Source organism: Pseudomonas sp. PDM28 (genome assembly GCF_019219115.1).
Classification (GTDB): Bacteria; Pseudomonadota; Gammaproteobacteria; order Pseudomonadales; family Pseudomonadaceae; genus Aquipseudomonas; species Aquipseudomonas laurylsulfatiphila.
Window position 1 is genome coordinate 288,937 of sequence record NZ_JAHUWG010000003.1, and the last position, 23,138, is coordinate 312,074.

Genomic DNA, 23,138 nt, shown 5'->3' on the forward strand with positions numbered 1-23,138 from the left:
AAGTCCGACAAAACAACGAGACGCGGTTTATACCCGCGCCTCGGTTGAGCGTCAAATTGCAGCGTCAATTACTCAGTCCCGGGAAACCCGAACCACCACTTTGCCAAAGTTGCGCCCCTCCAGCATGCCGATGAACGCGTCGGGAGCCTGTTCCAGGCCATCGACCACGTCTTCGCGGAATTTCACTTTGCCATCGCGCACCCAGGGCGCCATGGCACTGAGAAATTCCGGCTGGCGATCACCATAGTCATCGAACACGATGAAGCCCTGGATGCGCACCCGCTTGGTCAACAGGGTGCGCTGCAACAGGGGCAGACGATCCGGCCCGCTCGGCGCTTCATGGGCGTTATAGGAGGCGATCAGGCCGCAGAGTGGAATCCGCGCCTTGGGATTGAGCAACGGCACCACGGCGTCGAAGACCTTGCCGCCGACGTTTTCATAGTAGATGTCGATGCCCTTGCCGCAGGCCTTGGCCAGCTCATCGACAAAATCCGGACTCTTGTGGTCGATGCAGGCGTCGAAGCCCAACTCGTCGACGACATAACGGCACTTGTCCGCTCCGCCGGCCACGCCGACCACGCGCAGTCCCTTGATCTTCGCCACCTGGCCGACCACCGACCCCACTGCGCCTGAGGCCGCTGCAACCACCAGGGTTTCGCCGGCCTGGGGCTGGCCGATGTCCATCAGGCCCATGTACGCGGTCATGCCCGGCATTCCCAGCACCCCAAGGGCCATCGACGCACTGGGCAATCCCGACGGCACCGGGATGATGCTGCGCCCGTCATTGATGCTGTGGCTTTGCCAACCAGTGGCACCGACCACCAGTTCACCTTCCTGAAACTTCGGATTGAGCGAGCGCTCGACCCGGCTGACCGCGCCCCCGGTCATGACTTCACCGATTTCCACCGGTGCGGCGTAGGACGGAGCGTCGCTCATGCGTCCGCGCATGTAGGGATCCAGCGACAGGAAAACGGTCTTGAGCAGCACCTGACCGTCGGCGAGTTCCGGCAACGCCACCCGCTCCATGCGGAAGTTTTCCGGCGTTGGCGCGCCGATCGGGCGTGAAGCCAGGACAATGCGTTGATTGAGGGTCATGGGGTCGGACATGGCAGCGTCTCCTGTGATCGATGGGGTTGGGTGATATAGGGAGCAGACCTTTGTGGCGGTATGGCGTTCGATGTTTATTCAGTTGCACCTAGGCGACTTCATCGCGGGCAAGCCCGCTCCCACAAGATTCGCGGCGTTCGCAATACCTGTGGGAGCTGGCTTGCCAGCGATGGCAATTTCACCGAAACCACACATCTGTCAGCCAAAAAAAATGCCAGGCGCAATGCCTGGCATTTTTTGTAGCTCATCTGCCGCCTGAAGGCGAATCAGAATGGCAGTTTCATGCCCGGCGGCAGTTGCATGCCGGCGGTCATGCTGCCCATCTTGTCCTGGCTGTTGGCTTCGATCTTGCGCACGGCATCGTTGACCGCGGAGGCGATGACCGCTTCCAGCATTTCCTTGTCGTCTTCGCTCATGCCTTCGACCAGGCTCGGGTCGATGGTCACGCTCTTGACGTCATGGCGACCGGTCATCACCACGGTGACCATATCGCCACCGGCCTTACCGGTGACTTCGGCGTTGGCCAGCTCTTCCTGCATCTTGGCCATTTTTTCCTGCATCTGCTGCGCCTGCTTCATCAGGCCGGCCATGCCACCTTTCATCATGGTAATCACCTCAAAAGTACTTGGATCAAAACAGCGCCCGGCGGAATGTAGCCGAGCGCCTTCAGTTATTAGCCCTGAGTGACCAGGGCGTCGACAGGTTCAATAGTATCGTTACGGACCACCGCACCGAACTGCTGCATCATTTGCTGGATGAACGGATCACCATGGATCGATTCCTCCGCCTCACGCTGACGGTTGGCGCGACGGCGCGAAGCCGCTTGTGCCGGGGTTTCCTGCTCGGGCTTGATCAGCTCGATGCTCAGGGTCAGCGTGCGCTGGTGATACTGGTTCAGCGCATCGTTGAGGCGACGCTGCTGAGTGGCGTTGAACAAGGCACTGTGGGCCGGGTCCAGGTGCATCAGCCAATTGTCGCCATCCACCGCGATCAGCGTGCAGTTGGCGGCGATGCTGCCGGTCATGCCGGAAATCGGCAATTTCGGGAACAGCTCCAGCCATTGCAGGGCCAGGCCGGTGGCCGGCATCGCCGCGGGCTCAGGCTCGGGTTCCGGCGCCGGGTCGGCGGCATGCTCGCTGGCCAGTTCGTCGAGGTAACTGTAGGCCGAATCCATGTCCGGCTCGATGTAATCCTCGTCCAGCGGCGGCTCGTCATCCAGGTCCATGCCCGGTGTCGCGGCATCGACCTCGGCCACCGAAGGCTCCGGTATCGGCGCGGCGGCCCACTCAGGAGCATCCGGCACCACGCTGTCCGGCGTCGGCAACGGCATCGGCGGTAATTCGGGTTGTTCGCTGGCGGTTTCCAGCACCGGCTCCACCGCCGGTTGCTGAACGGGAGCAGGCGCGACCGGGTCATTCCACGGCAGGTCGACCACCTCTTCGACCACGGCCGCTTCAACCACAGGCATAGGCGCAGGTTCTGGCACAACGACCGGCGCCACCGGTTCCGCTGCTGGCGCAGGAGCCGCCACTGGCGCAGCCGCTATCGGTGCAACGGCCGCAGCGGCTACCGGCGCAACGACCTGCGCGGCAGCCACTGAGTTTGCGGAATCAACTGTGGCCTGGCTGATCCCCACTGGCTTTAGCGGTTGCCTCGGGGCATCCGCGGTGTCTGCGGGCCGGAACGCCAGCATCCGCAGCAGCACCATTTCAAAACCGCCCCGGGGATCCGGCGCCAGCGGCAAGTCGCGGCGGCCGATCAGGCCCATCTGGTAGTAGAACTGCACGTCTTCGGCCGGCAAGGCCTGGGCCAGTGCCAGCACGCGATCACGGTCGCCGTGACCGTTATCGACACCTTCCGGCAAGGCCTGGGCAATGGCAACGCGGTGCAGCACATTGAGAATTTCCGAGAGCACGCCATTCCAGTCCGGGCCTTGTTCGGCCAGGTGGCGGACGGCTTCGAGCAACGCCTTGGCATCGCCTTCGATCAGCGCATGCAGGACGTCGTAGACCTGCCCGTGATCGAGGGTCCCGAGCATCGCCCGCACATCGGCGGCCAGGACCTTGCCTTCACCGAAGGCAATCGCCTGGTCGGTCAGGCTCATGGCATCACGCATCGAACCGTCGGCAGCACGGCCCAGCAACCACAGTGCATCGTCCTCGAACGGCACGTTCTCGACACCCAGCACGTGGGTCAAGTGCTCGACAACCCGTTCCGGCGTCATGTTCTTCAGGGAGAACTGCAGGCACCGCGACAGAATCGTTGCCGGAAGTTTCTGCGGATCGGTGGTCGCCAGGATGAACTTGACGTAGGGTGGCGGCTCCTCGAGGGTTTTGAGCAGCGCGTTGAAGGAATGGCTGGAGAGCATGTGCACTTCGTCGATCAGGTAGACCTTGAAGCGCCCACGGCTCGGGGCGTACTGCACGTTGTCGAGCAATTCGCGGGTATCTTCGACCTTGGTGCGGCTCGCGGCGTCGATCTCGATCAGGTCGACAAAGCGGCCTTCGTCGATTTCGCGACACACCGAACACTCGCCACAGGGGGTCGAAGTGATACCTGTCTCACAGTTAAGGCATTTGGCAATGATCCGCGCGATGGTGGTCTTGCCGACCCCACGGGTACCGGTGAAGAGGTAGGCGTGGTGCAGCCGCTGGCTGTCCAAGGCATTGATCAGAGCCTTGAGCACATGGGTCTGGCCGACCATTTCGCGGAACGAGCGCGGACGCCATTTACGTGCAAGAACCTGATAACTCATCGAAAACCGTCGCAGCGAAGGAAGCAGAAGCGGCTAATGCTAGCGGAGCAAGGCACAAATTGCATCCGGTGCGCTCGTGTATTGTGGCTAAGCTGCACATCGGAGGCATTTAACGGAGTGTTTATGCGGCTGGCCTTGGGGGCATTGCTGTTGATCAGCCTGGACGGCGCGGCGGCGCCAGCACCGCTGCGCTTCGTGATAACCGACAGCTGGAGCATGCCCATGGTGCAGCTTGAGCGGGGCAAACCGACCCAGGGCATCCTGTATGACATGATGCTCAGCCTCGCGACCCAGGTCGGCGTACCGGCAGAATTCCACGTATTGCCCCGCCGGCGCATACAAGGCGCCATGGAGCAAGGCGAGGTCGATGTCCGCTGTTATGCCGCGCAATCGTGGCTGCCTGAACAGCCTGGCGATTATCTCTGGAGCATCCCGCTCTTCACTCAACCTGACGTGTTGATCACCCGGGATGCAACGCCCGACGCAGCCAAACCCGCCGACTTGCCGCAACAGCCCATAGGCACCGTGCTGGGCTACAGCTACCCGACCCTGCAGCCACTGTTCGACAGCGGCCAACTGCAACGCGACGACGCGCGCAATCAGGAACAAGTGCTGGAAAAACTCCTGGCCGGCCGCAATCGCTATGCCGTCAGCAATCAATGGAGCCTGGACTGGTTCAATCACCGCCTGCTGCCGCAGCAACAACTGCAAAGCGTGGCAGTGCTGCAGGAAAACAGTCTGGGTTGCTATGTTCGCAACGACCCACAGGTTCCGGTGCAGAGCATTCTGCGCACCCTGGTGCGGATGAAGATGTCCGGGGAGATCGATGAAATTGTTCGGCTGTATATCGGTGGCGAGCCTGTGGCTGTGGATAAAGCGCAAACGACAAAAAACCGCCCCGGAGAAGATCCTGGCAGTTAGCGAAAGTCGGTATTCAAGAAGATAACGCGAGAGAGCACTCGCGTGGCGTTAAGGTGGTAACCCTACCAGCCACACCCCGGCACACAATGTCACCGCTGCGGCTGCTCCCTTCCAGTCAAATCCGGCTGGTATGCAAGCAAGCTCGTTGATCGTTGCAAGCCATGAAATACGGGGCGTCCAGCTTGGTTAACCATCTCTTCACCGTGTGAAAACACGTTGTACGATTGGTCAAAAAAACTCGGGGTGTAACCAGCATTGTTCCACTTTGCTGTTCCACTCTGGTGTTCCACTATGACCTATATCGTCCGTCGCCAATCGGTCTATTACCTAAACCTCCGATTGCCCAAGCACCTGTTCCCGAACCGTCATACCTTGCGCGTGTGCTTGAACATTCGCGAACGTCAGCCTGCATTGTTCCTCGCCAGTGCACTGGTCCAACAAGTACACAACCACCTGAACGAACACCCCATGGCAGACCTTCAGACCCTGCGTAGATTGTGTTCGGAGTGGCGAGATAAATGCCCTGCCCCACTCTCTATACATCGCTCACACCACCCCATAGCTAAGCCTGCGAAATCAGTCGCGAACGGCCCGGCTCTGTCTACTTTGTCCAAGCTCTATATAGAAGAAGGGAAACGCGGTGGCACGTGGCGTGAGGTCAGCACGCACGAAGTCGAACGATCATTACGAGATTTGTTCGAACTGATGGGCGACATGCCTATTGCCGAATTCGACGTGCACCAAGCCCGACTATTGAAAGATCGCCTGAGTCGCTGTCCGCAGTACTTCGGCCTACGCCCCGAATATGAAGGTAAGACCCTGAAGCAGGTCGTTGAGTCAGGCGCCACTTACAAGACCATCACCGCCGTGACCGTAAACAACCGCTTACGAAAGCTCTCGGCATTCATGAACTGGTGCAAATCGAATGGTTACGTTACCGACAACCCATTGGTGGGACTCAAGGTCATGACGGGATCAGCCAAGGAAGCACGGCTTTCATTTGAACAACACGACCTGAGCACCCTGCTCGATCTGGATGCACTCAAGGCAGAAGCCCGAAAACATCCGTGGCGTTACTGGCTACCTTTGCTTGGAAGGTTTACCGGCGCTCGTCTGGAAGAACTCTGCCAGTTACATGTTGCCGACTTCATCACGTTGCAAGGAATCGACTGCATACGCATCGACGATGGTAACGAATCTCAAAAGCTGAAGAACAGCAGCAGTCGCCGTACCTTACCAATCCATCCCGCATTGATTCGCCTCGGACTGCTCGACTATGTGAATCATCAGCGTACCCAAAGCTTAGACCGACTGTTTTCAGAACTTGAACCTGTTCGTGGAAAGCTTGGGCACGAACCGTCGAAATGGTTTAGTCGGTATCGGATCAAAATGGGCATCACTGATCCCAAGAAAACCTTTCACAGTTTCCGTCACACAATGATCGATGACCTTAGGGATGCTGGAGTACAAGACTCCCTGATCAAGCGTATCGCTGGTCACGAAGACTCTGCCGTGACGTTCGGTGTTTACGGTAGCCGCATACCAATCAAAGCGATGGTCGAAGCAATCCAACACCTCAACTACGACTTCAAAATCACTTGAAAATAAATGTTGACAAATCAGCTCAACACCTTGACATGCAAATGATTCTCATGTAGAATTGTGCATATATGGAGAGAGAACTCACATATCGCCTTTCATGCGTGCAGCCATTCGCTCAGTCCTCAAACTAACACCAGCCCTTCCTTCTGTTGTTAGTTTGTGAGTTCTCTCTCCTTCATACTCTAAGGCTCTAGGCCACAATCCCCACAGGTTGTGGCCTTTTGCTGCGCGTTAAACAACACATTAAACAACTCTTTATAACCAACTCTCAAATGGAGCAATCCCTTATGTCTGTAGAAAAGCAATGTGCGTCATGCGACAAACTATTCACCTGCAATCGGAGCCACGCCCTTACTTGCGGATCAACCTGCCGGGGCCGCCAGTGGCGTTTAAATAAAGCAACTGTGCCGATCAAACTATCTTTCAGTGTTGCCCACTTTGAAGCAATCAAGAATTCAGCTAATGCTGCTGGCAAGTCAATCAACGACTATGTGCATGATCATGTAATCAGTGAGTGTGCATGATGCGGATATCATTAAACGAAACTGCTGTACAACAACTTCAGCAGATCATGAATGCAACGGGATACACAAACTCTACGCATTGCATTCAGTCAATGCTGACCCAAGTGAACAGCAAGCTACAACTTGCAAACAAAAAAAAGAAAGCTTCAAGTATCTGACCAGTACGTCAGCAATACTAAAACACACACCCATTTCATCCAAATACTTTCAATAAAAAGTCAGAGGATCAACATATCAAATAAAGGAAAATAGAAAATGAATACATACATCGTACTGCATCGTGGTTCAAACTTGATTATCAATGTCAAGAATCAAGTTGAGCAACCAACCGACAACGCAACACACCGATACATTCCCGCCAATGACAAGTCACTTCAACACCTGCTTTCAATGTCACGTAAAAATTCCACACTCATTGACATCGGTGACTTGATGTCGCGTTCTGGTTACATCTCAGATCAAGTGAGTAATGGTAAGACTGGTAAAGTGAAACCAGTACCGGGTAAGAATATACCTACTAGCTACGACAATGAACGTACAACTATACCAACTACCCGGGAATCAACTATTCGTCACTGGGTAGAAAACAATCCAAACGCCGATCATCACGACCTGTCAGAAGTATTCTTTACCGGTTCGTTGGTTGCCAAGTCTTATTTAAGTAGATACCGCTAGAAGCTCCTACAACGCGATTACAGAGGCGGCAATGTGTACCCTGACTACCCTATGTCTCGTCGCTTTAGCAGCTCGGCAAGCCACGGTTTATAAGGGCTGAATTTACCAAAAACGGTATATGTCAGCCTACTTCAATACAAACAATCAAAAGGATACCAATAATGAATACCATCACTGGTGATTCTCTCACCACACCCATGCTTGAACGGCATCTTGCCGTTATTCAACTGAAGCACTTCTTACATCTTAAACACTCTGCTGAGAGTGTTGGTGATCTTCATGAATATCGTCGTGCTACTGACATCGTTGATCAGTTGACGACGATATACGGTGTTGAAGCTTTGCGTCAAGCGCAGGATGAATACATTCAGGAGAAACACCAAGATGTCTAACAAAGATCCTTTCAGTCGTGGACTGGAACGTGCATTCTCACGACGTAAAGAACAAACTAAACAGCAAGTACAACAAACTGTACAAGTGCAGAAGGTTACAGCTGATGTAGTTACCAGTTTGGTTAGAACCAGTGATGCAGTCATCACCGAACAAGATCATGATGAACTGTACAGAACAACCATCATTCAGAAAATGATCAACCACATTAAATCAAAAAGGAAGCCAGTATAATGACCAATAATCGCATTGCAGTATCAGGATCAGCACCACAGTTCGACGAACGAGAATTTAATCAGCATATTGCTGACCGCCGTGCCGAATACTATGCTTCTCAAGAAAGCCATGTACATGTACGCACTCAGTTTTTGTATGACATGATTACAAAGGTGGTTGAGTTAACCGCCGAAGGTTACACTCTCAGCAACAAGTACCCTCTGAATTGTGCTGAATTACAATACGACTGTTTCATGCGTAAACCAGACCAAATGATGGCCGAAGAACTTGCGATCATTGACGCTCAAACAAAGCAGTCATACGTTGCTTGGTTGGAATCAGAACGTGAAAGCTACAAGCAACAACTTACTGCCCAGTTGATCCAGACTGCACAAGAAAAAGAACGCAAACGTGAGGAAGCCAAACAAGCCAAGCTACTTGCCGACATTGCGGCAGAAGTTGATGCGACATTCGCCCCGCTTGTTATACCGGATTGAAACGTACAGGTTGACCAGTGACACACGGTGCAAGGCTCCACAAGCCATTCTGAGACCATTCCTCATGCAACTCACACCATCATGGCCCCGGCAGATTACCCAGTCTGTGCGGGGCTTTTGGTTGCTGAGATTTGCCACTGATGGCGAAAATCAAAAAAAAAGGTTTTAGAAAAGTCCGGATTGTCAAGCTTTTTCTTGACGAGTGGTGACTTTTCCTGTATAAAGCTGCCCTCAACAGACACGCTCAAACCCTCGATCTGATCATTAGTCGATCCCGACTCAGTGCATCATGCGAAGTTTTTGCGCCTGCGATTACCCACACCATCTGGCAATACCCGAGAGGAATGCCTATGACTTGAACTTGAAAAAAAGGAGAAACACCATGCAGCATGCTGTCGCCTCGAATTTTATCCACACCACCCATGCAGCCTTGAAAAAACCTGCCGCCAACTCTGTCAATGATGACTCAATCCGCCCGCCCTCCATGCTGCTCCCCCCTGCAAAATTGGAAGCACTGAATACACGAATCTCCGCGAATGCGGATCAGTGGCTGGTAGATAACGCACCGATAACTAAAGCCAAGCTCACAAGAACGCCGAAAGCTGCAAGTGGTCGAAAGCGCACGATTATTGAGAACCCATTCTTTGGCTTCATCGGCTGTATGAGTTATTGGGGGCGCTACCCTGAGTTTGCAATGGACATTATCGAAGGTGTGGCACGACTGGATTGGCATGATCGTCCTATCGGTAAAGGTGGAAAGTCCGTGCCATTGTCTGTACGCAATCTAGTAGTAGTTCTCGAATACCTCCAAATAGTGACCAACGAAGCCGTAGAAGACTTACTGCAACTGAAGGAAAGACACGCGAGACGTTACGTCAAGGCGATTGAAAAGATTATTCCGCGGATGATGGAGAGTCGCCCTCGTGCTCTTATTTACGAAATGGAAGGCATCAAATCTGAGCCGGAAGCCTGTAAGTGGAATGATTACGATGATCTGATCAAACCAAGTGCAGAAGAACTGGCTAAGCTGCACCATGACCTACGCACCTTTACCCAATTCAAGAGTGCAGAAGAATACGAAGAGGATTGTTTCGGTGAGTTGAGCGGCAAAGCTACGGACAATGTGGTTAGGTTTCCTGCTCGCAAGCAACACCCAAAGAGAGCGGAAGTGATGTCACTGTTGACGCAGGAAATGTCTAAGTCGGAGATCGAACGGACAACAGGCGTACCACGGAAGACCATCCGCAGATGGCAAGCCGAAATACTGGCACTGGCAGCGTAGCAGGGGTGGGTCATATTTCGGCCGCATGTATAAGAGAGCAAAGCGAACGTCTGTTAAAGCGCAAGCTTTGAATAGTATATTCTGTGCTAGTAAGCACAGTGATGTATTAGAGAATAGGTAGGAGAAAGGAGAACGAAGTGAAACAAAAAAGAAGTATAATACTTCCTGTGTGTAACACAGATTAGCCATCTCAAGATTATTTATATTCTGTGTTACACACAGGAATAAGATCAAGAGCTGAGAGGGCTTCGCTCATCCTCTCTTCTGAAAAGCATTCGCCTATCGGCTCACTGCGGACATGTCTTTGCATTTTAGAGTTGACAAACTCTTGAGAGCCATTCCTGATTGACAATCAGATGTCAGCAATCTCCTGTGTGAGAACACACAGAAATACATTTGAAGAACAGTCAGGAAAAGAGAGCAGCAGCGAACAAACCTTTCACACTCCCTTCCACCGTTGACGGCGAATACAACTATCTCCTCAATCATGCTTGATCATAACCTTGCAACAGGGATGAATCAGGTGAGTCAACACGGGTGACAACAGGCTCACCTTGGTCATTGGTGTGACGGTGTATTGCAGCAATAACTGCTACAAGCAGCATTTTCATTGGTGTCTGGTCATTTCAGGTCAAGCACAACCACCACTTTCTCCACAGATTCCCTACACACCAATTTAATTTGGTTGAAAACCGGAACAAATCCGGGAAAAACCAGCGATTGATGTTCACCCATCACAGTTCAGCAGCAATGTCGTCACAGGGTGTTGAACTCGGTTAAGCCTTCTTGGGGCGAAAGCCTCGATACACCCACCGAAGAGTCAAGCCGACCCCATACACAGCCAGACAAACAATCATCCACACTGCGAACAACAGCGCTGCCTGTTTGGCCTGTACCCATGGAAGATTTTTTACTTTCTCTTTGTAAGCATCATCGGCGTGTCGAATCGCTGACTTCACTTCGTCCACCGTGCGAAAATCGTCTGTCGGGTAGTCATAGATACTGTTGGGCACAGCAACTGTGCCGGGGTACTGGAGACTTCTCAGCTTGGTTTGATAAGTTGCTATCTGACTATCGTGCTCCCTGCTGTAATCATCCTCCCTGATGGCATTGCCGAATCCAAAGACAACCATGGCAATTGCTAGAATAACGCTGCCCACCACCCACAACCGTTGCCACCCATTCATACCGTTCTCCTTGTCCGTGTAGTTCAAACCATTATCCATGATGGCATCCAATCCTAGCATTGAGAACGGAAACCCTTACGGCCATTACACGGTCAACCTTGAGCGAACGCACTACGTCGAATGACATGGCTAGCTGACGACAGATGCCACTACACCGTCATTCAGTTGCATGTGAGCCGGATACGATTGATCAGTCATGCTGGTAACGACTCTCCCACTCTTTCAAATGAAACCCACCACACCAGTGACAACCACAGTCAGCCAGTCACTGGTGTGTCATTACGGGTGTACATCAAGCACCACAGATTGGCTGTACATAAAGTAACCACAACAACCCCTAAAAGATCATGAATACATTTATTGACACACCCTGCGTGACACGGCACGATGTGATACATCCTAAATGACACGCTGGGGCTTCAACATGTTTATCCGTGCATACCTTCGCGCTTCAACCTCAGAACAAGATGCCACCCGTGCCAAGTCTGCCCTTGTATCGTTCGCTACTGACCGTGGTCAAAAGATCGCAGCCTTCTACGTCGAGAACGAATCTGGCACAAAGCTGGAACGTCCTGAGTTGTTCCGTCTGCTGGAGGACAGTCATGAAGGCGACGTGCTGCTGATTGAACAAGTCGACAGGCTTTCTCGGTTGTCTCCTGACGATTGGGCAACACTGAAAGCTAAGATCGCATCCAAGAAAGTAACAGTGGTATCCCTCGACTTGTCCACCAGCCACGCAGCATTAAACCCAACCGAAGGTATGGATGACTTCACCAAGGGAATGATTTCAGCGGTCAATGGTATGTTGCTCGACATGCTGGCCGTGGTTGCCCGTAAGGACTATGAGGACCGCCGACGTCGTCAGGCTGAAGGTATTAAGAAGGCAAAGCAGGAAGGCACTTACAAAGGTCGTCAGGTTGACACAAACCTTCGCAAGCGCATCACCACACTGTTGAATGAAAGTAAGAGTATTCGTACAGTTGCTGGACTATTGGAGTGCAGCACAACCACAGTCCAAAAGGTGAAGGCTTCTCTCAATCCAGAGTTATAAGCAAAGCTCACGGGAACAACGACAAAGCCGGGTGGTGCAATGCGTTCCCACTCGGTTAAACCCTCCCATACGCGATCCTACGCAGCCTCATACGTCACCTCAGACACCCTCTCGGATTGCTACATTGTTGGACGGGGGTGGTCTGCCAAAAGAGCTAGGGTGTTAAACCCTTTAGACCTATCTCCAACAACCCATCACCGGATTCTGGTCACTCTACATATGGATTCAACTCTGAAAACCCAATTTCTGTAGAGGGAATTTTGGGTTTTTGGGAAAAAGTGTTGGCTGGCAGTCTGTCAATGTAAAGTCGATGCTAACTATGGACTTAACCACGAGTGGTTGGTGCTGGTTTTGAGCATAAGCAAGACTTTCGAGCGAGATGGATTTTTGTAAAGGGATTGAGTAAAGTGCATGAAGTTTTCGGATGTTGAAAATGAGTTATATAATTTTACTGGAGTAATGCTACGGTGTCGCAACAGTAATCATTTCTCAATAGAAAGGAGTTCGCTTCAATATGGATTTAGGACGCAACGAACCGTGCTGGTGTGGATCAAAGCTAAAATACAAGAAATGCCATCTTGACCGTGACAAGCAACCCGCCGTTAGCCTTGCTGATGCTTACAAGACTTTGAAAAAGTTTAACGTTTCGAAAACTTGCAGCGTGCCGTCAGCATTGCATTCAGAATGCACTAAAAAAATAATCAACGCACATACAGTGTCAAAGAGTTCCTCTCTGAAAGAAATATCAGTCGATGGGCATGTTTTGTCATTTTACTCCAGTGCAATGGAGAATATAAAAGCAGGAAAGCTTAGTCCAAACAAAATAGGGATAAACAAAGCTTCAACATTTTCTGGTTTTTGCTCTCATCACGACAAAACATTGTTTTCTCCTATTGAAGATAATCCTTTTAGTGTTAACTCTGAGCACTGTTTTCTTGTGGCTTATCGTGCCGTTTCAAGAGAGGTATATGTTAAAAATTCTGCGTCGAATGTCTTCCAAGATATTAAAAGCTTTGATAAAGGGTTACCGCTAAATCTGCAAATAGCCTTCCAGCAGTTTGCGGGGAGTGCCTACAACGGAAATGATCTGACAAAAAAAGACCTTGCTTATATAAAAGGCAAGCTAGACATGATGTTTATGGAAAAGACAGTCTCTCAACTCAAGCATGTGGTTTTCGAGCTTGAAAAACCACCATCTGTAATGGGGAGTGCTATTGTTGCACTGAAATTCGGGTTCGATGGGAAGTCGATACAGAGTTTCTCTCAAAACGCTCAAGATATACCAGACTATATAATCATCAATTTTTTTTCGAGTGCGGAGAAAGGTTATATAGTTCTTTCATGGCTACAAGAGCACGCCACTACTGCACAAAAGCTTATTAAGCAAATTGCAGAAAACAACATTACCTCAGATTACCTCGCAATTTTAATGATCAGCTTCATTGAAAATATATATATCGATCCTGCTTGGTGGGATACTTTGGAAAGCAAGCTACAAAATTATGTTTGTGACGTGTTTTCTGGCGGAGTTACTAGGCAATATACTGGCAATTCAATGGTCAACGTACCTGCCCTAAATATTGCCAAAATCACGAGTGTGGACAAATCATTGATGACCTGATTTTGTTGCAGGGATATATTGGAGTCTTGTTAGCATGAATTTTAGGACTGATGAGGTGCAGTATGGGTGATACGGATTCACCAGATTTCAATAAGGCGCGGGGGTATTTGATTGGTTTTTCAGTTACTGTGCTATTGCTTTGGTATTTTGGGGCTGACCTTTCTTCATTCAAGCTTTTAGGAAATGAAATCAAACTAAATGAGAATGTTGAGAATGTTTGGTTGGTTCTCGCGTCAATTAATGGTTATTTATGGTTCAGGTTTTGCCATAGAATGCCAGTTGGGGGTTTGAAGTTTGATATGGCGATGCATGAGCTATATGATAGGTCACTAATAAGTCTTTCTGCGCGCATCTATAAGAAACAAATGAGCGCGTTGGTGTTGGATGATGTGAAAGCTGGGGTGGAGGGTACTCCTGAGATAACAATGTTAAAAATTAGTGCTAGTGGGAGAATGACTTACTTAGACAATATTTCTAGGCAGGATCAGGGTTCAGAAGAAAGCCCTATTGTTAAAATTCGAGAAATGCCATATCCGTATAGAAACCAAATTCGCTTCGCGCTACATACCCAATGTTTAGTCAATGGTGCCGAACATCGTTTTATCGGAAAGCTATACACAAAAATTCCGTACCGAATGCTCGCGTATTTGGTAAAGGGCTATGTCTTTGTTAAGGGCGCACTGTTGTCGCCTTGGTTTGCCGACCATATTGTTCCCTTAATCTTGGGGGCGCTTGCTGTCTGTGTTGCATCTTATAAATGGTGGCAGATTAATCACGCAGTCCACGCCGTGCTTAAAAACTCGTTTAATCAGTTGCTTATTTCACTATAACCGGATTCAACTTACAGTCGCAGTTGTAATGTTTCACTGGAATAGGGTGCTTTATCAGAAGATGTTGACCCTATCGTGGACAAGCTCCTAACTGCCAACTCTGATTTCATGGGGGAAGTGGGAGTGCAACAAACAAGAACCCGCACTTTTGACACAACGAAACATAAGAACTGAAGCAGACTTATAATTTTAATCTTACAGATCGTCAGCACCAATTAAGTTATCCTCTACCACATATGATTCAGAAACTTTATAAAGTCTGGATCGCGTAACTTTTTCGAACCCAAACTTATTCTTGAAGTAAAACTCAAACGCGCTAACCAGCTCTTCTGGAGCTCTAGGGTCAAGAAGAATTCGTTCTATAAAATCATGCGGATCAACTTTGATGGTGATGCCACTCTTTTCAACTTCACGACTTGCTTCCGGCGTAAAGAAGGCAGCTCTCCACTCTGTCTCATGACTAAACGCATCTCGCTTCATATAAAGCACATCTGTTGCCCTACTGATATCAAAATTCTCTCTCAGCTCAACCGCCACTTTTCTTGTTAACTCATCAATCTCCTTCTGTGTTCTGTATTCAACCCTATTGAGCCTTCGTCTGTACCCGTGCAACTTACAGGCTGACTTCATAGCCTCGGTTAGTTTATCTACCGTAGTGGAGATTCTCACCCCCATTCCATGTTGAGAGTAAATCCTCCACATCGCATCTGAGATTGGCGTCTGCCCCCAACACTGAGCGAAAATCGCATGATCCTTAGCGTGCTTTATGCGTTGCTCATACGGGTCGTCCCACGTGCTAGGCTTGGCAAAGTATATTTCCCCTTTTTCGAAGATTTGCACAACGCGACTAAAGTCCATAATTCTATACAAGTATTTTATCTTCGATTTTGAAGTCATGATCCCTCCACGAAAACCGTTCTATTTACTCAAAGCCTTTCTTGAGAAAGTCAACCAGCTTATTAGCCCACTCATCATAGGTGTTATAGTCCACACTCCCCCGCCTCTCCCTTTTCATTGTTATAAGTATGCCTATATTTGCATCGTAGTTTAAAGCGGAGTTCTCATGCCCCACATACAATATTGTGCGTCCATCATTACCGGTTTGCGGATAAGCGACCGTCATAATGTTAGATACATCAACTGAGAACTCAATTCGGACAAATGGATTATCCAAGACAATCCTGTCACCTTCCATTGTCAATGATGTCTCTGGCGGGAGAGTTAATCCATTCCCCATCATGATGCTATTACTTAGTGAGAATCCCTTGGCAAAATTTCCTATTGTTTCATTTATCTCTTCTTTTGAGATAAATGAATCATTGCCGCGACTCTCCTTTGAATTCCTATAGCTTGTGTAGTACGCACCTTTAAAGCTCTTTGTCTCCATTCTCCAGTCTGGGTAACTTTCTAGCCAATGCCCGAAAAGACTATTAAACAAAAAGAACCTAGTAGACGCAGTCAAGGCATCATCATTTTGTTTTTCTGGTGTGCGCTCTGGAATTTGAACCTTGTTGCCATCGCTATATTTACTTAAAGTTTGTATGCAGGCTAAGCTTAACGCTTCACGATTAAATACTATGAAATTTGCCTTGTTTGTACCGGTCGAAAAAACGTCGATCACACAATCCCTGCCTATGACCATATGCATCTTTATCGATTCTTCCCTTTTTTTCTCCTCTAAACTCAAGCATATATTCAAGTAGAACATAACAAAAGCCGCAGCGAGCGCAGCAAATGAAAATGCAATATCTTTTGAACTCAAGTTCTTTATTACTATCTCATAGCACGCCCATACAACCCCTATAAAGATTGAAAGTAGTGGTAACAGAAATGGTGTTGGCGGCAGAAAAATACTCTTCATAATACGGGCTCCATCTGCATTTCTATTGTTTTTCAACTCCGAAAAAACCACTCTCTCACTACATCCTAGGGAACCGCTGGATATTTGCAACCCGTAGCTATCCTCCCGTATCAAAAGTGCTCGCACCATCCGAGAAACGCTTCGTCGTCATGCAGAAAGATGAAGGGCTTCCTATCGCTTTCATCATATTCGTTGATTGTAAGAGCATAGATACTTGAACCGACCCCAGCCCCCTGATCTTTTCGCATAGTTGCTATGACCTTGTAACTATTCTCCGCCGATCCGTAATCAATGACTTGTGGATCGGTGACGTAAGAATTTTTTAAAGCACCTGCCATCAATCCGGTCCGCTTTTCTACAGTGAATTGTTTACCGATGTAGATTCGATTTACCGGCTTTTCTTTTGCAGCTACAGTGTTTTCAATCGTGCAGCGGTAGTCTTCTCCCGCCCATGCATTTGTTGTCACCGCCAGTGTGATCAATACCGCTATCCCTGCCTTCATGGTTTCTCTCTTGGTATGTAATTTGGCGCTGCTAGTCGTCGCTATCACTTACTGCACTGGTATCCATCCTGTGCACTGGTAGGCAGCCCACACTTGGGTTGTGACGTAGCATAGGAGGCCAGCGAACAGAAGACGATTGCGAATGACGTAGTACCTGTGACCCGTTTTGTCGTCTTTAAGCTTATCCACGTAGAACTGCGTTGCCGCCGGATCAGCAAACCCTAACGCGATGGTATTGAGTCGGGCGGTCTTGATTGCCGACTCTAGGCGTTTGAAACCGAAGATCGCGCTAAAGGCGAACACGAACAAGGTTCCGAGTAGGAAAGTCTCCTTGTTCAAACCAATTTTTCCGTATGGGTTTGTCTGGGCGAGATACGCACAGATCGCCAGCGTCACACCAAGGATGAAGTAGTCCAGTTTGCTGGCCGCGTCATTGTGCTGCATCGTCAATTGGTCTATCCGACCTTGCCTGTCTACCACGCCCTGCCCCTTGAACTCACCTGATCGTGCCTAAGAGCTTATCGTCTGGCGTGGCATGCTTCCATCAAACAACCGCACAAATGGGCTGAGGTCGCAATTCAGAGTAGACAGGAAGATAGATAAGGAATGGCCTAGGCTAGGCTCGACTGCAAGCAGCAAAAAATCGACGAAGGCATGGCCCCCTTTCGCAAGAATGCTGAGCATGCGCATAGGAGTCTAAATAGGGTCGAGTGGAATAGCTGAAACAGACGCGCTAGCATGCCGCTTATGGTGCACCACTTAGGTGTCACTAAACGCTGGTCCACTTCGAGTTTTTTGACTGATAAATCCTTGTAGAATCAAGGACTTAGAGATAGGTGGTAACCCTACCAGCCACACCCCGGCACACAATGTCACCGCTGCGGCTGCTCCCTTCCAGGCCTGACCGGGTTCACGGCTGATCGTTGCGGGGGGACCGATAGGGTCACCATAACGATGCTCACCTGTCGGCGAGCCGCGCCATTGTACCTATCTGAGGCGAAGTTACAACCGTTGGTTTCGGATTAAAAACATGAGAGGCTTCAAGCACTTGCTATTGCGCCTCAAGCACCGCATCCGCCCTGCCGCCCGACTGTTGAATCACCAGGTGAATGAAATGCAACTTGGCAATGACAGTAGGCGACAGGACGAAGGGGTAGAAATCCGGCTGCCCCATGCTGCGTGACAGCTCGTTGAGCATACCGGCCAGTTCGATCCAGGCGTTGACGAACGACAGGAAAGCCGCGCCGCCGGGATGCTGCGGATCGTAGAGGGTTTGGGGTGGAAACGGCTGATAGTCGAAGTCCATTTCCCGGGCGCTCATGCCAAACCCCAGCGCGGTGTCCACGGCGTCCATCATGTGCAGGTAATGCGCCCAGGTTTCCGCCCAGTCTTCCCACGGGTGCATGGTCGCGTAGGCGCTGACGCAGTGCTGCTGCCAGTCGAGTGGCGCGCCTTGCTGATAATGCCGTTCGAGGGCATCGGCGTAGCTCGCGCGCTCATCGCCAAACAAGCCGCGAAAAGGCTCAAGCCAATGGCTGTGGGCGATCAATCGGTCCCAGTAGTAATGCCCGACTTCGTGACGAAAATGCCCGAGCAACGTGCGATAGGGCTCGTGCATTTGCACCCGCACCTGCTCGCGGTGCGCGTCGTCGGCCTCCTTGATATCCAGGGTGATCAGGCCATTGGCGTGGCCCGTGGTCGGCGGCTTGCCTTCAAGGTCGACACCGATGAAATCGAAGGCAAGGCCAGTCTCTTCATCGACTGCCTTGGGAATCACCTGCAACCCCAGGCTGACCAGTTGTGCGACCAGGCGCCGCTTGGCGGTTTCCACCTTGCGCCAGCGCTCGTGGTTTTCGGTGATCGACAGGTCGGGAATCGTGCGATTCAAGCTGCAGGCCATGCACAAGGTTTCGTGGGGATTGGCCGCAAGCAGCCAGTTGCACGCAGCCGGTGAATCGAGGTTGGCGCAGCGGCGGAACTCGCCCGCCTGCGGATCGGCGTCGAGCCACCAGGTGTCGGGGCGCTCGCCCGGTTGCAGGGAAGATAAACGACTTTGCTCAGGTTGATACCCAAGGGCCGCTGAACACGCCAGGCACTGGCTGTTGCGGAAAAACAGCGACTGCCCGCAACGACACGGCCACACCTTGCTGTTGCGCGAGCTTTCGCCCATGAACGGTGCGGCGATGCGCGAGCTGAGCTGTTCGAAGAACGGGTGCATGGTGATCTCTCCCTGGGGCTTGCCAAGACTAGATCATTTCCGAGAGTTGATTGTTCCCGCTTTCTGCCGGGGTGCTGAAATCGCCTTCGCGAGCAAGCCCGCTCCCACATTCGATCGGATTCTTACAGGAAGAACTCGGTCAAATGTGGGAGCGGGCTTGCTCGCGAATGGCTTTACACCGAAATATCGTGCTCGCGCAGAAACACGACAAAGGCCTCTTCATCCAGCACCTTCAACCCCAGTTCATTGGCCTTGGTCAACTTCGAACCGGCGCCCGGTCCTGCGACCACGCAATGGGTCTTGGCCGACACGGAGCCGGCGACCTTGGCCCCCAGGCTTTCGAGTTTGTCCTTGGCCACATCGCGGCTCATCAGCTCCAGCGAGCCGGTCAGCACCCAGGTCTGGCCGGCCAGCGGCAAGCCTTCGACGACCTTCTTCTCGCTCTGCCAGTGCATGCCGAAATCGACCAGTTGCTTCTCGGCCGCTTCGGCCAATTGGCGATTCTCTTCGAGTGCAAAAAACTCGCGCACCGAATTGGCCTGTTTCTCCGGCAGAGCCTGACGCATATCCAGCCAGTCAGCATCGATCACCGCCTGCAGCGAGCCGAACTTGTCCGCCAGTTTCTGCGCCCCGCCCGGACCGACCGATGGAATATGCAGCTTGTCGAGGAAACCGCCCAATGTCGTACTCGCGGCAAACTCGGCAGCCAACTCGCCCTGATCCTGGATCTGCAGGCCATGCCTGAGCAAATCAGCGATCACCTGCTGGTTATGTGCGTCTTCAAAGAAGCTGTGGATCTCGTGCGCGACTTCCAGCCCGACATCCGGCAAGTACGTCAGCACCTGGGGCAAAGCCTGCTGCACTCGTTCCAGCGAACCCAGGGAGCGTGCCAGCACCTTGGCCGTCTCTTCGCCGACATCGGGAATCCCGAGGGCGTAGATGAACCGCGCCAACCCCGGCTTCTTGCTGTCTTCGATGGCGCCGAGCAGGTTCTTGCTCGACAGTTCGGCAAAGCCTTCCAGATCGACGATCTGCTCGAACGTCAGGGCATACAGATCGGCCGGCGAGCTCACCAGGCCTTCGTCGACCAGTTGCTCGACGCTCTTCTCGCCCAGGCCTTCGATGTCCATGGCACGACGGGAGACGAAGTGAATGATGGCCTGCTTGAGTTGCGCGCCACAGGCCAGGCGGCCGACGCAGCGGTACACCGCGCCTTCGCTGACCGTCTCGCGGCCCTTGCTGCGCTTGATCAGTTGTGTGCGCTCGACATGGGAGCCACACACCGGACATTTCTCCGGGATCTGCACCGGCCGCGCATTGTCCGGACGACGCTCCATGACCACCTGCACCACCTGCGGAATCACGTCACCGGCACGGCGAATGATCACCGTATCGCCGATCATCAGGCCCAGGCGCGCCACTTCATCCATGTTGTGCAGCGTGGCATTGGCCACCGTGACACCCGCGACCTTCACCGGTTTCAGGCGTGCCACCGGCGTCACTGCACCGGTGCGGCCGACCTGGAATTCCACATCGAGCAGCTCGGTGAGCTCTTCCATCGCCGGGAATTTGTGGGCGATGGCCCAACGCGGCTCACGGGCGCGAAACCCCAGTTCGCGCTGGGAGGCGATGCTGTTGACCTTGAACACCACGCCGTCGATTTCATAGGGCAGTGCGTTGCGCCGCTCACCGATGTCGCGGTAGTAATCCAGGCACTCGGTGATCCCCTGCGCCAGTTTCAGCTCGTGGCTGATCGGCATGCCCCAGGCCTTGAGTTGCTGCAAATTACCGATGTGCGTATCGGCAATGTCCGCCGACACCTGGCCGATGCCGTAGCAGCAGAATTCCAGTGGACGATTGGCGGTGATCTTCGAATCCAGCTGGCGCAAACTGCCCGCCGCTGCGTTGCGCGGGTTGGCGAAAGTCTTGCCGCCGACTTCCAGTTGCGTGGCGTTGAGCCGTTCGAAACCGGCCTTGGACATGAACACTTCGCCGCGCACTTCCAGGGTGGCCGGCCAGCCAGTACCGTGCAGCTTGAGCGGAATGTTGCGCACGGTGCGCACGTTGACACTGATGTCTTCACCTGTCGTACCGTCGCCGCGGGTCGCGCCGCGTACCAGAACGCCATCCTGGTACAACAGGCTGACGGCCAGGCCGTCGAGCTTGGGCTCGCAGCTGTATTCGACTGTTGCGCCGCCACCGAACAGGTCGGCCGCCGGCAAATCCAGCCCCTCGGTCACCCGACGGTCGAACTCACGCATGTCGGTTTCTTCGAAGGCGTTGCCGAGGCTGAGCATCGGCACTTCGTGACGCACCTGGGTAAACGCCGACAGCGCCGCGCTGCCCACTCGCTGGGTAGGCGAGTCGCTGGTGATCAACTCAGGATTGGCCGCTTCCAGCGCCTTGAGCTCGTTGAACAAGCGGTCGTATTCGGCGTCCGGAATACTCGGCTCGTCGAGCACGTGATAGCGATAGTTGTGCTGATCCAGCTCAGCGCGCAGCTCTAAAATACGGTTCTTGGCGGCGGTCATGGGTGTTCTCTCATAAAGCAAAAGAGCAGCCGAGGCTGCTCAATCTTCTAATCACGATAGCCTGATGGCTTGCACTTTGTGGCGAGGGGGCTTGTCGGATCGCCGCATCGCCCCGTTCGGCTGCGAAGCAGTCGTAGATCCAGTGTTCGTATTTTATCTGACGCAACGGGTTGGCTGGTTTTGGGGCCGCTTCGCAGCCCAACGGGGGCAAGCCCCCTCGCCACAAAAGCTCTCCTGACATAGAGAGCTCCGTTTGATTTAGCGCTTCTGGGTCAGGGCGCGGCGTTCGAATTCGACGATGCGCTGACGGTAGTGCTCGATCGTCTGGGCCGTCAGTACGCTGCGCTGATCGTCCTTCAGTTCGCCGTTGAGCTCCTGGGACAACTTACGCGCCGCGGCCACCATCACGTCGAAGGCTTGCTTCGGATGGCGAGGGCCTGGCAGGCCCAGGAAGAAGCTCACCGCCGGGGTGCTGAAGTGGTCGATGTCGTCCAGGTCGAATACGCCCGGCTTGACGGCGTTGGCCATGGAGAACAGCACCTCGCCGTTGCCCGCCATGCTTTCGTGACGGTGGAAAATATCCATCTCGCCGAAACGCAGGCCGCTTTCCAGAATGTTCTGCAACAACGCCGGGCCCTTGAAGCCGGCAGCGTCGCGGCAGATCACGCTGATCACCAGCACTTCTTCAGCTTGCGGCTGATCTTTTTCGCTGTGCGCTGGCGAGGACTTGGTGTCATCCGGGAAATCGTCGTCACGACTGCTGAAGCTCGGGCCGCCATCCAGATCCAGGCTGAGGTTCATGTCGCCCTGGGAAGGCTCGCTGTGGCCACGCTTGCCGCGCTTGGAGCCCGATTCACGAGGCTCGCGGGCCGGCATGCTCACCGACGGCAGGTCCTGCTCGTCCAGTTGCGGCTCTTTATGCGTGTCCAGCACGCGCGGCGGGCCCAGCAGCTCGGCGCTGCTGTCCTCGTCCGGCAGGTTGGACAGACTTCGGTCAAGGCGGAATTTCAGTTTTCCCTTGCCGCCGCGCATACGGCGCCAGCCATCAAAAAGAATACCGGCAATGACAATAATGCCGATGACGATCAGCCACTCGCGCAGACCGATTTCCATGTAATCCCGTGCCTCTATAAAAAATGCTGAAAAATAAGGGGTTTACAACCTGTAAACCGCTTTAAAACGTGGCGCCAACTCTATGTTCTGACAGGCGTTTTGCCCACGTATACGAAAAATTGACATTAAACTAGCACGACCAAAGGCAACTTTACACCGTCTACTACCTTGGCTAGCGCGAATATGTCGATTGGCCAGCAAGTCGAAGCGAGGAAAAGAGTCCTACAACCCATAAACACGCCTTCCTGCAACCA

At 52.3% G+C, this 23,138-nt stretch carries 21 protein-coding genes and 1 other RNA gene; 10 read left to right on the forward strand and 12 right to left on the reverse strand.

Features of this window, described 5'->3' with window-relative positions; translation table 11 throughout:
- Positions 1 to 72 precede the first annotated feature (72 nt).
- The 3 genes from KW841_RS07765 to dnaX all read right to left on the reverse strand — a co-directional run bounded on the left by KW841_RS07765 (position 73) and on the right by dnaX (position 3,862).
- Positions 73 to 1,107 carry an NADP-dependent oxidoreductase gene (locus KW841_RS07765; protein WP_218475036.1) on the reverse strand — a complete coding sequence of 345 codons (1,035 nt, stop codon included), beginning with the start codon at positions 1,105 to 1,107 and terminating at the stop codon, positions 73 to 75.
- A 266-nt stretch (positions 1,108 to 1,373) separates the two neighbouring features.
- Positions 1,374 to 1,712, reverse strand: coding sequence for a YbaB/EbfC family nucleoid-associated protein (locus KW841_RS07770; protein WP_007971455.1), 339 nt, complete (start codon positions 1,710 to 1,712; stop codon positions 1,374 to 1,376).
- Between the two features lie 68 nt (positions 1,713 to 1,780).
- Complete coding sequence (dnaX, locus tag KW841_RS07775) at positions 1,781 to 3,862, reverse strand: DNA polymerase III subunit gamma/tau (RefSeq protein WP_218475038.1); 2,082 nt, start codon at positions 3,860 to 3,862, stop codon at positions 1,781 to 1,783.
- 123 nt (positions 3,863 to 3,985) lie between these two features.
- On the opposite strand from dnaX, the gene KW841_RS07780 reads away from it, so the two are divergent.
- From KW841_RS07780 to KW841_RS07810, 7 genes are all read left to right on the forward strand, one after another.
- Positions 3,986 to 4,783 carry an ABC transporter substrate-binding protein gene (locus tag KW841_RS07780; protein WP_218475041.1) on the forward strand — a complete coding sequence of 266 codons (798 nt, stop codon included), beginning with the start codon at positions 3,986 to 3,988 and terminating at the stop codon, positions 4,781 to 4,783.
- Positions 4,784 to 5,074: 291 nt separating this feature from the next.
- Entirely contained in the window at positions 5,075 to 6,385 is a 1,311-nt protein-coding gene (locus KW841_RS07785; protein WP_218475043.1) for a site-specific integrase, read from the forward strand.
- Positions 6,386 to 7,164: 779 nt separating this feature from the next.
- The gene (locus tag KW841_RS07790) at positions 7,165 to 7,584 is read left to right on the forward strand and encodes a hypothetical protein (protein WP_218475045.1); all 420 of its coding nucleotides are present in this window, start codon (positions 7,165 to 7,167) and stop codon (positions 7,582 to 7,584) included.
- Positions 7,585 to 7,745: 161 nt separating this feature from the next.
- Complete coding sequence (locus KW841_RS07795; protein WP_218475047.1) at positions 7,746 to 7,976, forward strand: hypothetical protein; 231 nt, start codon at positions 7,746 to 7,748, stop codon at positions 7,974 to 7,976.
- On the forward strand, positions 7,969 to 8,208 hold the full coding sequence (locus tag KW841_RS07800; protein WP_218475049.1) for a hypothetical protein: 240 nt from the start codon (positions 7,969 to 7,971) through the stop codon (positions 8,206 to 8,208). Before KW841_RS07795 ends, KW841_RS07800 begins: the two co-directional genes overlap by 8 nt.
- Complete coding sequence (locus tag KW841_RS07805; protein ID WP_218475051.1) at positions 8,208 to 8,687, forward strand: hypothetical protein; 480 nt, start codon at positions 8,208 to 8,210, stop codon at positions 8,685 to 8,687. Before KW841_RS07800 ends, KW841_RS07805 begins: the two co-directional genes overlap by 1 nt.
- A gap of 382 nt (positions 8,688 to 9,069) precedes the next feature.
- Positions 9,070 to 9,969 carry a helix-turn-helix domain-containing protein gene (locus tag KW841_RS07810; protein WP_256357735.1) on the forward strand — a complete coding sequence of 300 codons (900 nt, stop codon included), beginning with the start codon at positions 9,070 to 9,072 and terminating at the stop codon, positions 9,967 to 9,969.
- A gap of 776 nt (positions 9,970 to 10,745) precedes the next feature.
- Here the strand turns inward: KW841_RS07810 and KW841_RS07815 are convergent.
- A complete protein-coding gene (locus KW841_RS07815; protein ID WP_218475053.1) occupies positions 10,746 to 11,195 on the reverse strand; it encodes a hypothetical protein in 450 nt (149 codons plus the stop codon).
- A gap of 385 nt (positions 11,196 to 11,580) precedes the next feature.
- On the opposite strand from KW841_RS07815, the gene KW841_RS07820 reads away from it, so the two are divergent.
- The 3 genes from KW841_RS07820 to KW841_RS07830 all read left to right on the forward strand — a co-directional run bounded on the left by KW841_RS07820 (position 11,581) and on the right by KW841_RS07830 (position 14,658).
- Positions 11,581 to 12,207, forward strand: a complete 627-nt coding sequence (locus KW841_RS07820) for a recombinase family protein (RefSeq protein ID WP_218475055.1) — start codon at positions 11,581 to 11,583, stop codon at positions 12,205 to 12,207.
- Between the two features lie 514 nt (positions 12,208 to 12,721).
- Positions 12,722 to 13,828, forward strand: coding sequence for an SEC-C domain-containing protein (locus KW841_RS07825; RefSeq protein ID WP_218475057.1), 1,107 nt, complete (start codon positions 12,722 to 12,724; stop codon positions 13,826 to 13,828).
- A 62-nt stretch (positions 13,829 to 13,890) separates the two neighbouring features.
- On the forward strand, positions 13,891 to 14,658 hold the full coding sequence (locus KW841_RS07830) for a hypothetical protein (protein ID WP_218475060.1): 768 nt from the start codon (positions 13,891 to 13,893) through the stop codon (positions 14,656 to 14,658).
- A gap of 195 nt (positions 14,659 to 14,853) precedes the next feature.
- Here KW841_RS07830 and KW841_RS07835 read toward each other — a convergent pair whose 3' ends face one another.
- From KW841_RS07835 to zipA, 8 genes are all read right to left on the reverse strand, one after another.
- A complete protein-coding gene (locus tag KW841_RS07835; RefSeq protein ID WP_218475062.1) occupies positions 14,854 to 15,555 on the reverse strand; it encodes a DUF2971 domain-containing protein in 702 nt (233 codons plus the stop codon).
- A 25-nt stretch (positions 15,556 to 15,580) separates the two neighbouring features.
- Positions 15,581 to 16,519, reverse strand: a complete 939-nt coding sequence (locus tag KW841_RS07840; RefSeq protein ID WP_218475065.1) for a hypothetical protein — start codon at positions 16,517 to 16,519, stop codon at positions 15,581 to 15,583.
- A 110-nt stretch (positions 16,520 to 16,629) separates the two neighbouring features.
- On the reverse strand, positions 16,630 to 17,022 hold the full coding sequence (locus KW841_RS07845; protein ID WP_218475067.1) for a hypothetical protein: 393 nt from the start codon (positions 17,020 to 17,022) through the stop codon (positions 16,630 to 16,632).
- Between the two features lie 48 nt (positions 17,023 to 17,070).
- A complete protein-coding gene (locus KW841_RS07850) occupies positions 17,071 to 17,466 on the reverse strand; it encodes a hypothetical protein (protein WP_218475468.1) in 396 nt (131 codons plus the stop codon).
- 399 nt (positions 17,467 to 17,865) lie between these two features.
- Positions 17,866 to 17,962, reverse strand: an RNA gene (gene ffs, locus KW841_RS07855) — signal recognition particle sRNA small type.
- A gap of 111 nt (positions 17,963 to 18,073) precedes the next feature.
- Positions 18,074 to 19,240, reverse strand: a complete 1,167-nt coding sequence (locus KW841_RS07860; RefSeq protein WP_218475070.1) for a putative zinc-binding metallopeptidase — start codon at positions 19,238 to 19,240, stop codon at positions 18,074 to 18,076.
- A 173-nt stretch (positions 19,241 to 19,413) separates the two neighbouring features.
- On the reverse strand, positions 19,414 to 21,771 hold the full coding sequence (gene ligA / locus KW841_RS07865) for an NAD-dependent DNA ligase LigA (protein ID WP_218475073.1): 2,358 nt from the start codon (positions 21,769 to 21,771) through the stop codon (positions 19,414 to 19,416).
- A 258-nt stretch (positions 21,772 to 22,029) separates the two neighbouring features.
- On the reverse strand, positions 22,030 to 22,884 hold the full coding sequence (gene zipA, locus KW841_RS07870) for a cell division protein ZipA (protein ID WP_007971469.1): 855 nt from the start codon (positions 22,882 to 22,884) through the stop codon (positions 22,030 to 22,032).
- Between the last annotated feature and the right edge of the window lie 254 nt (positions 22,885 to 23,138).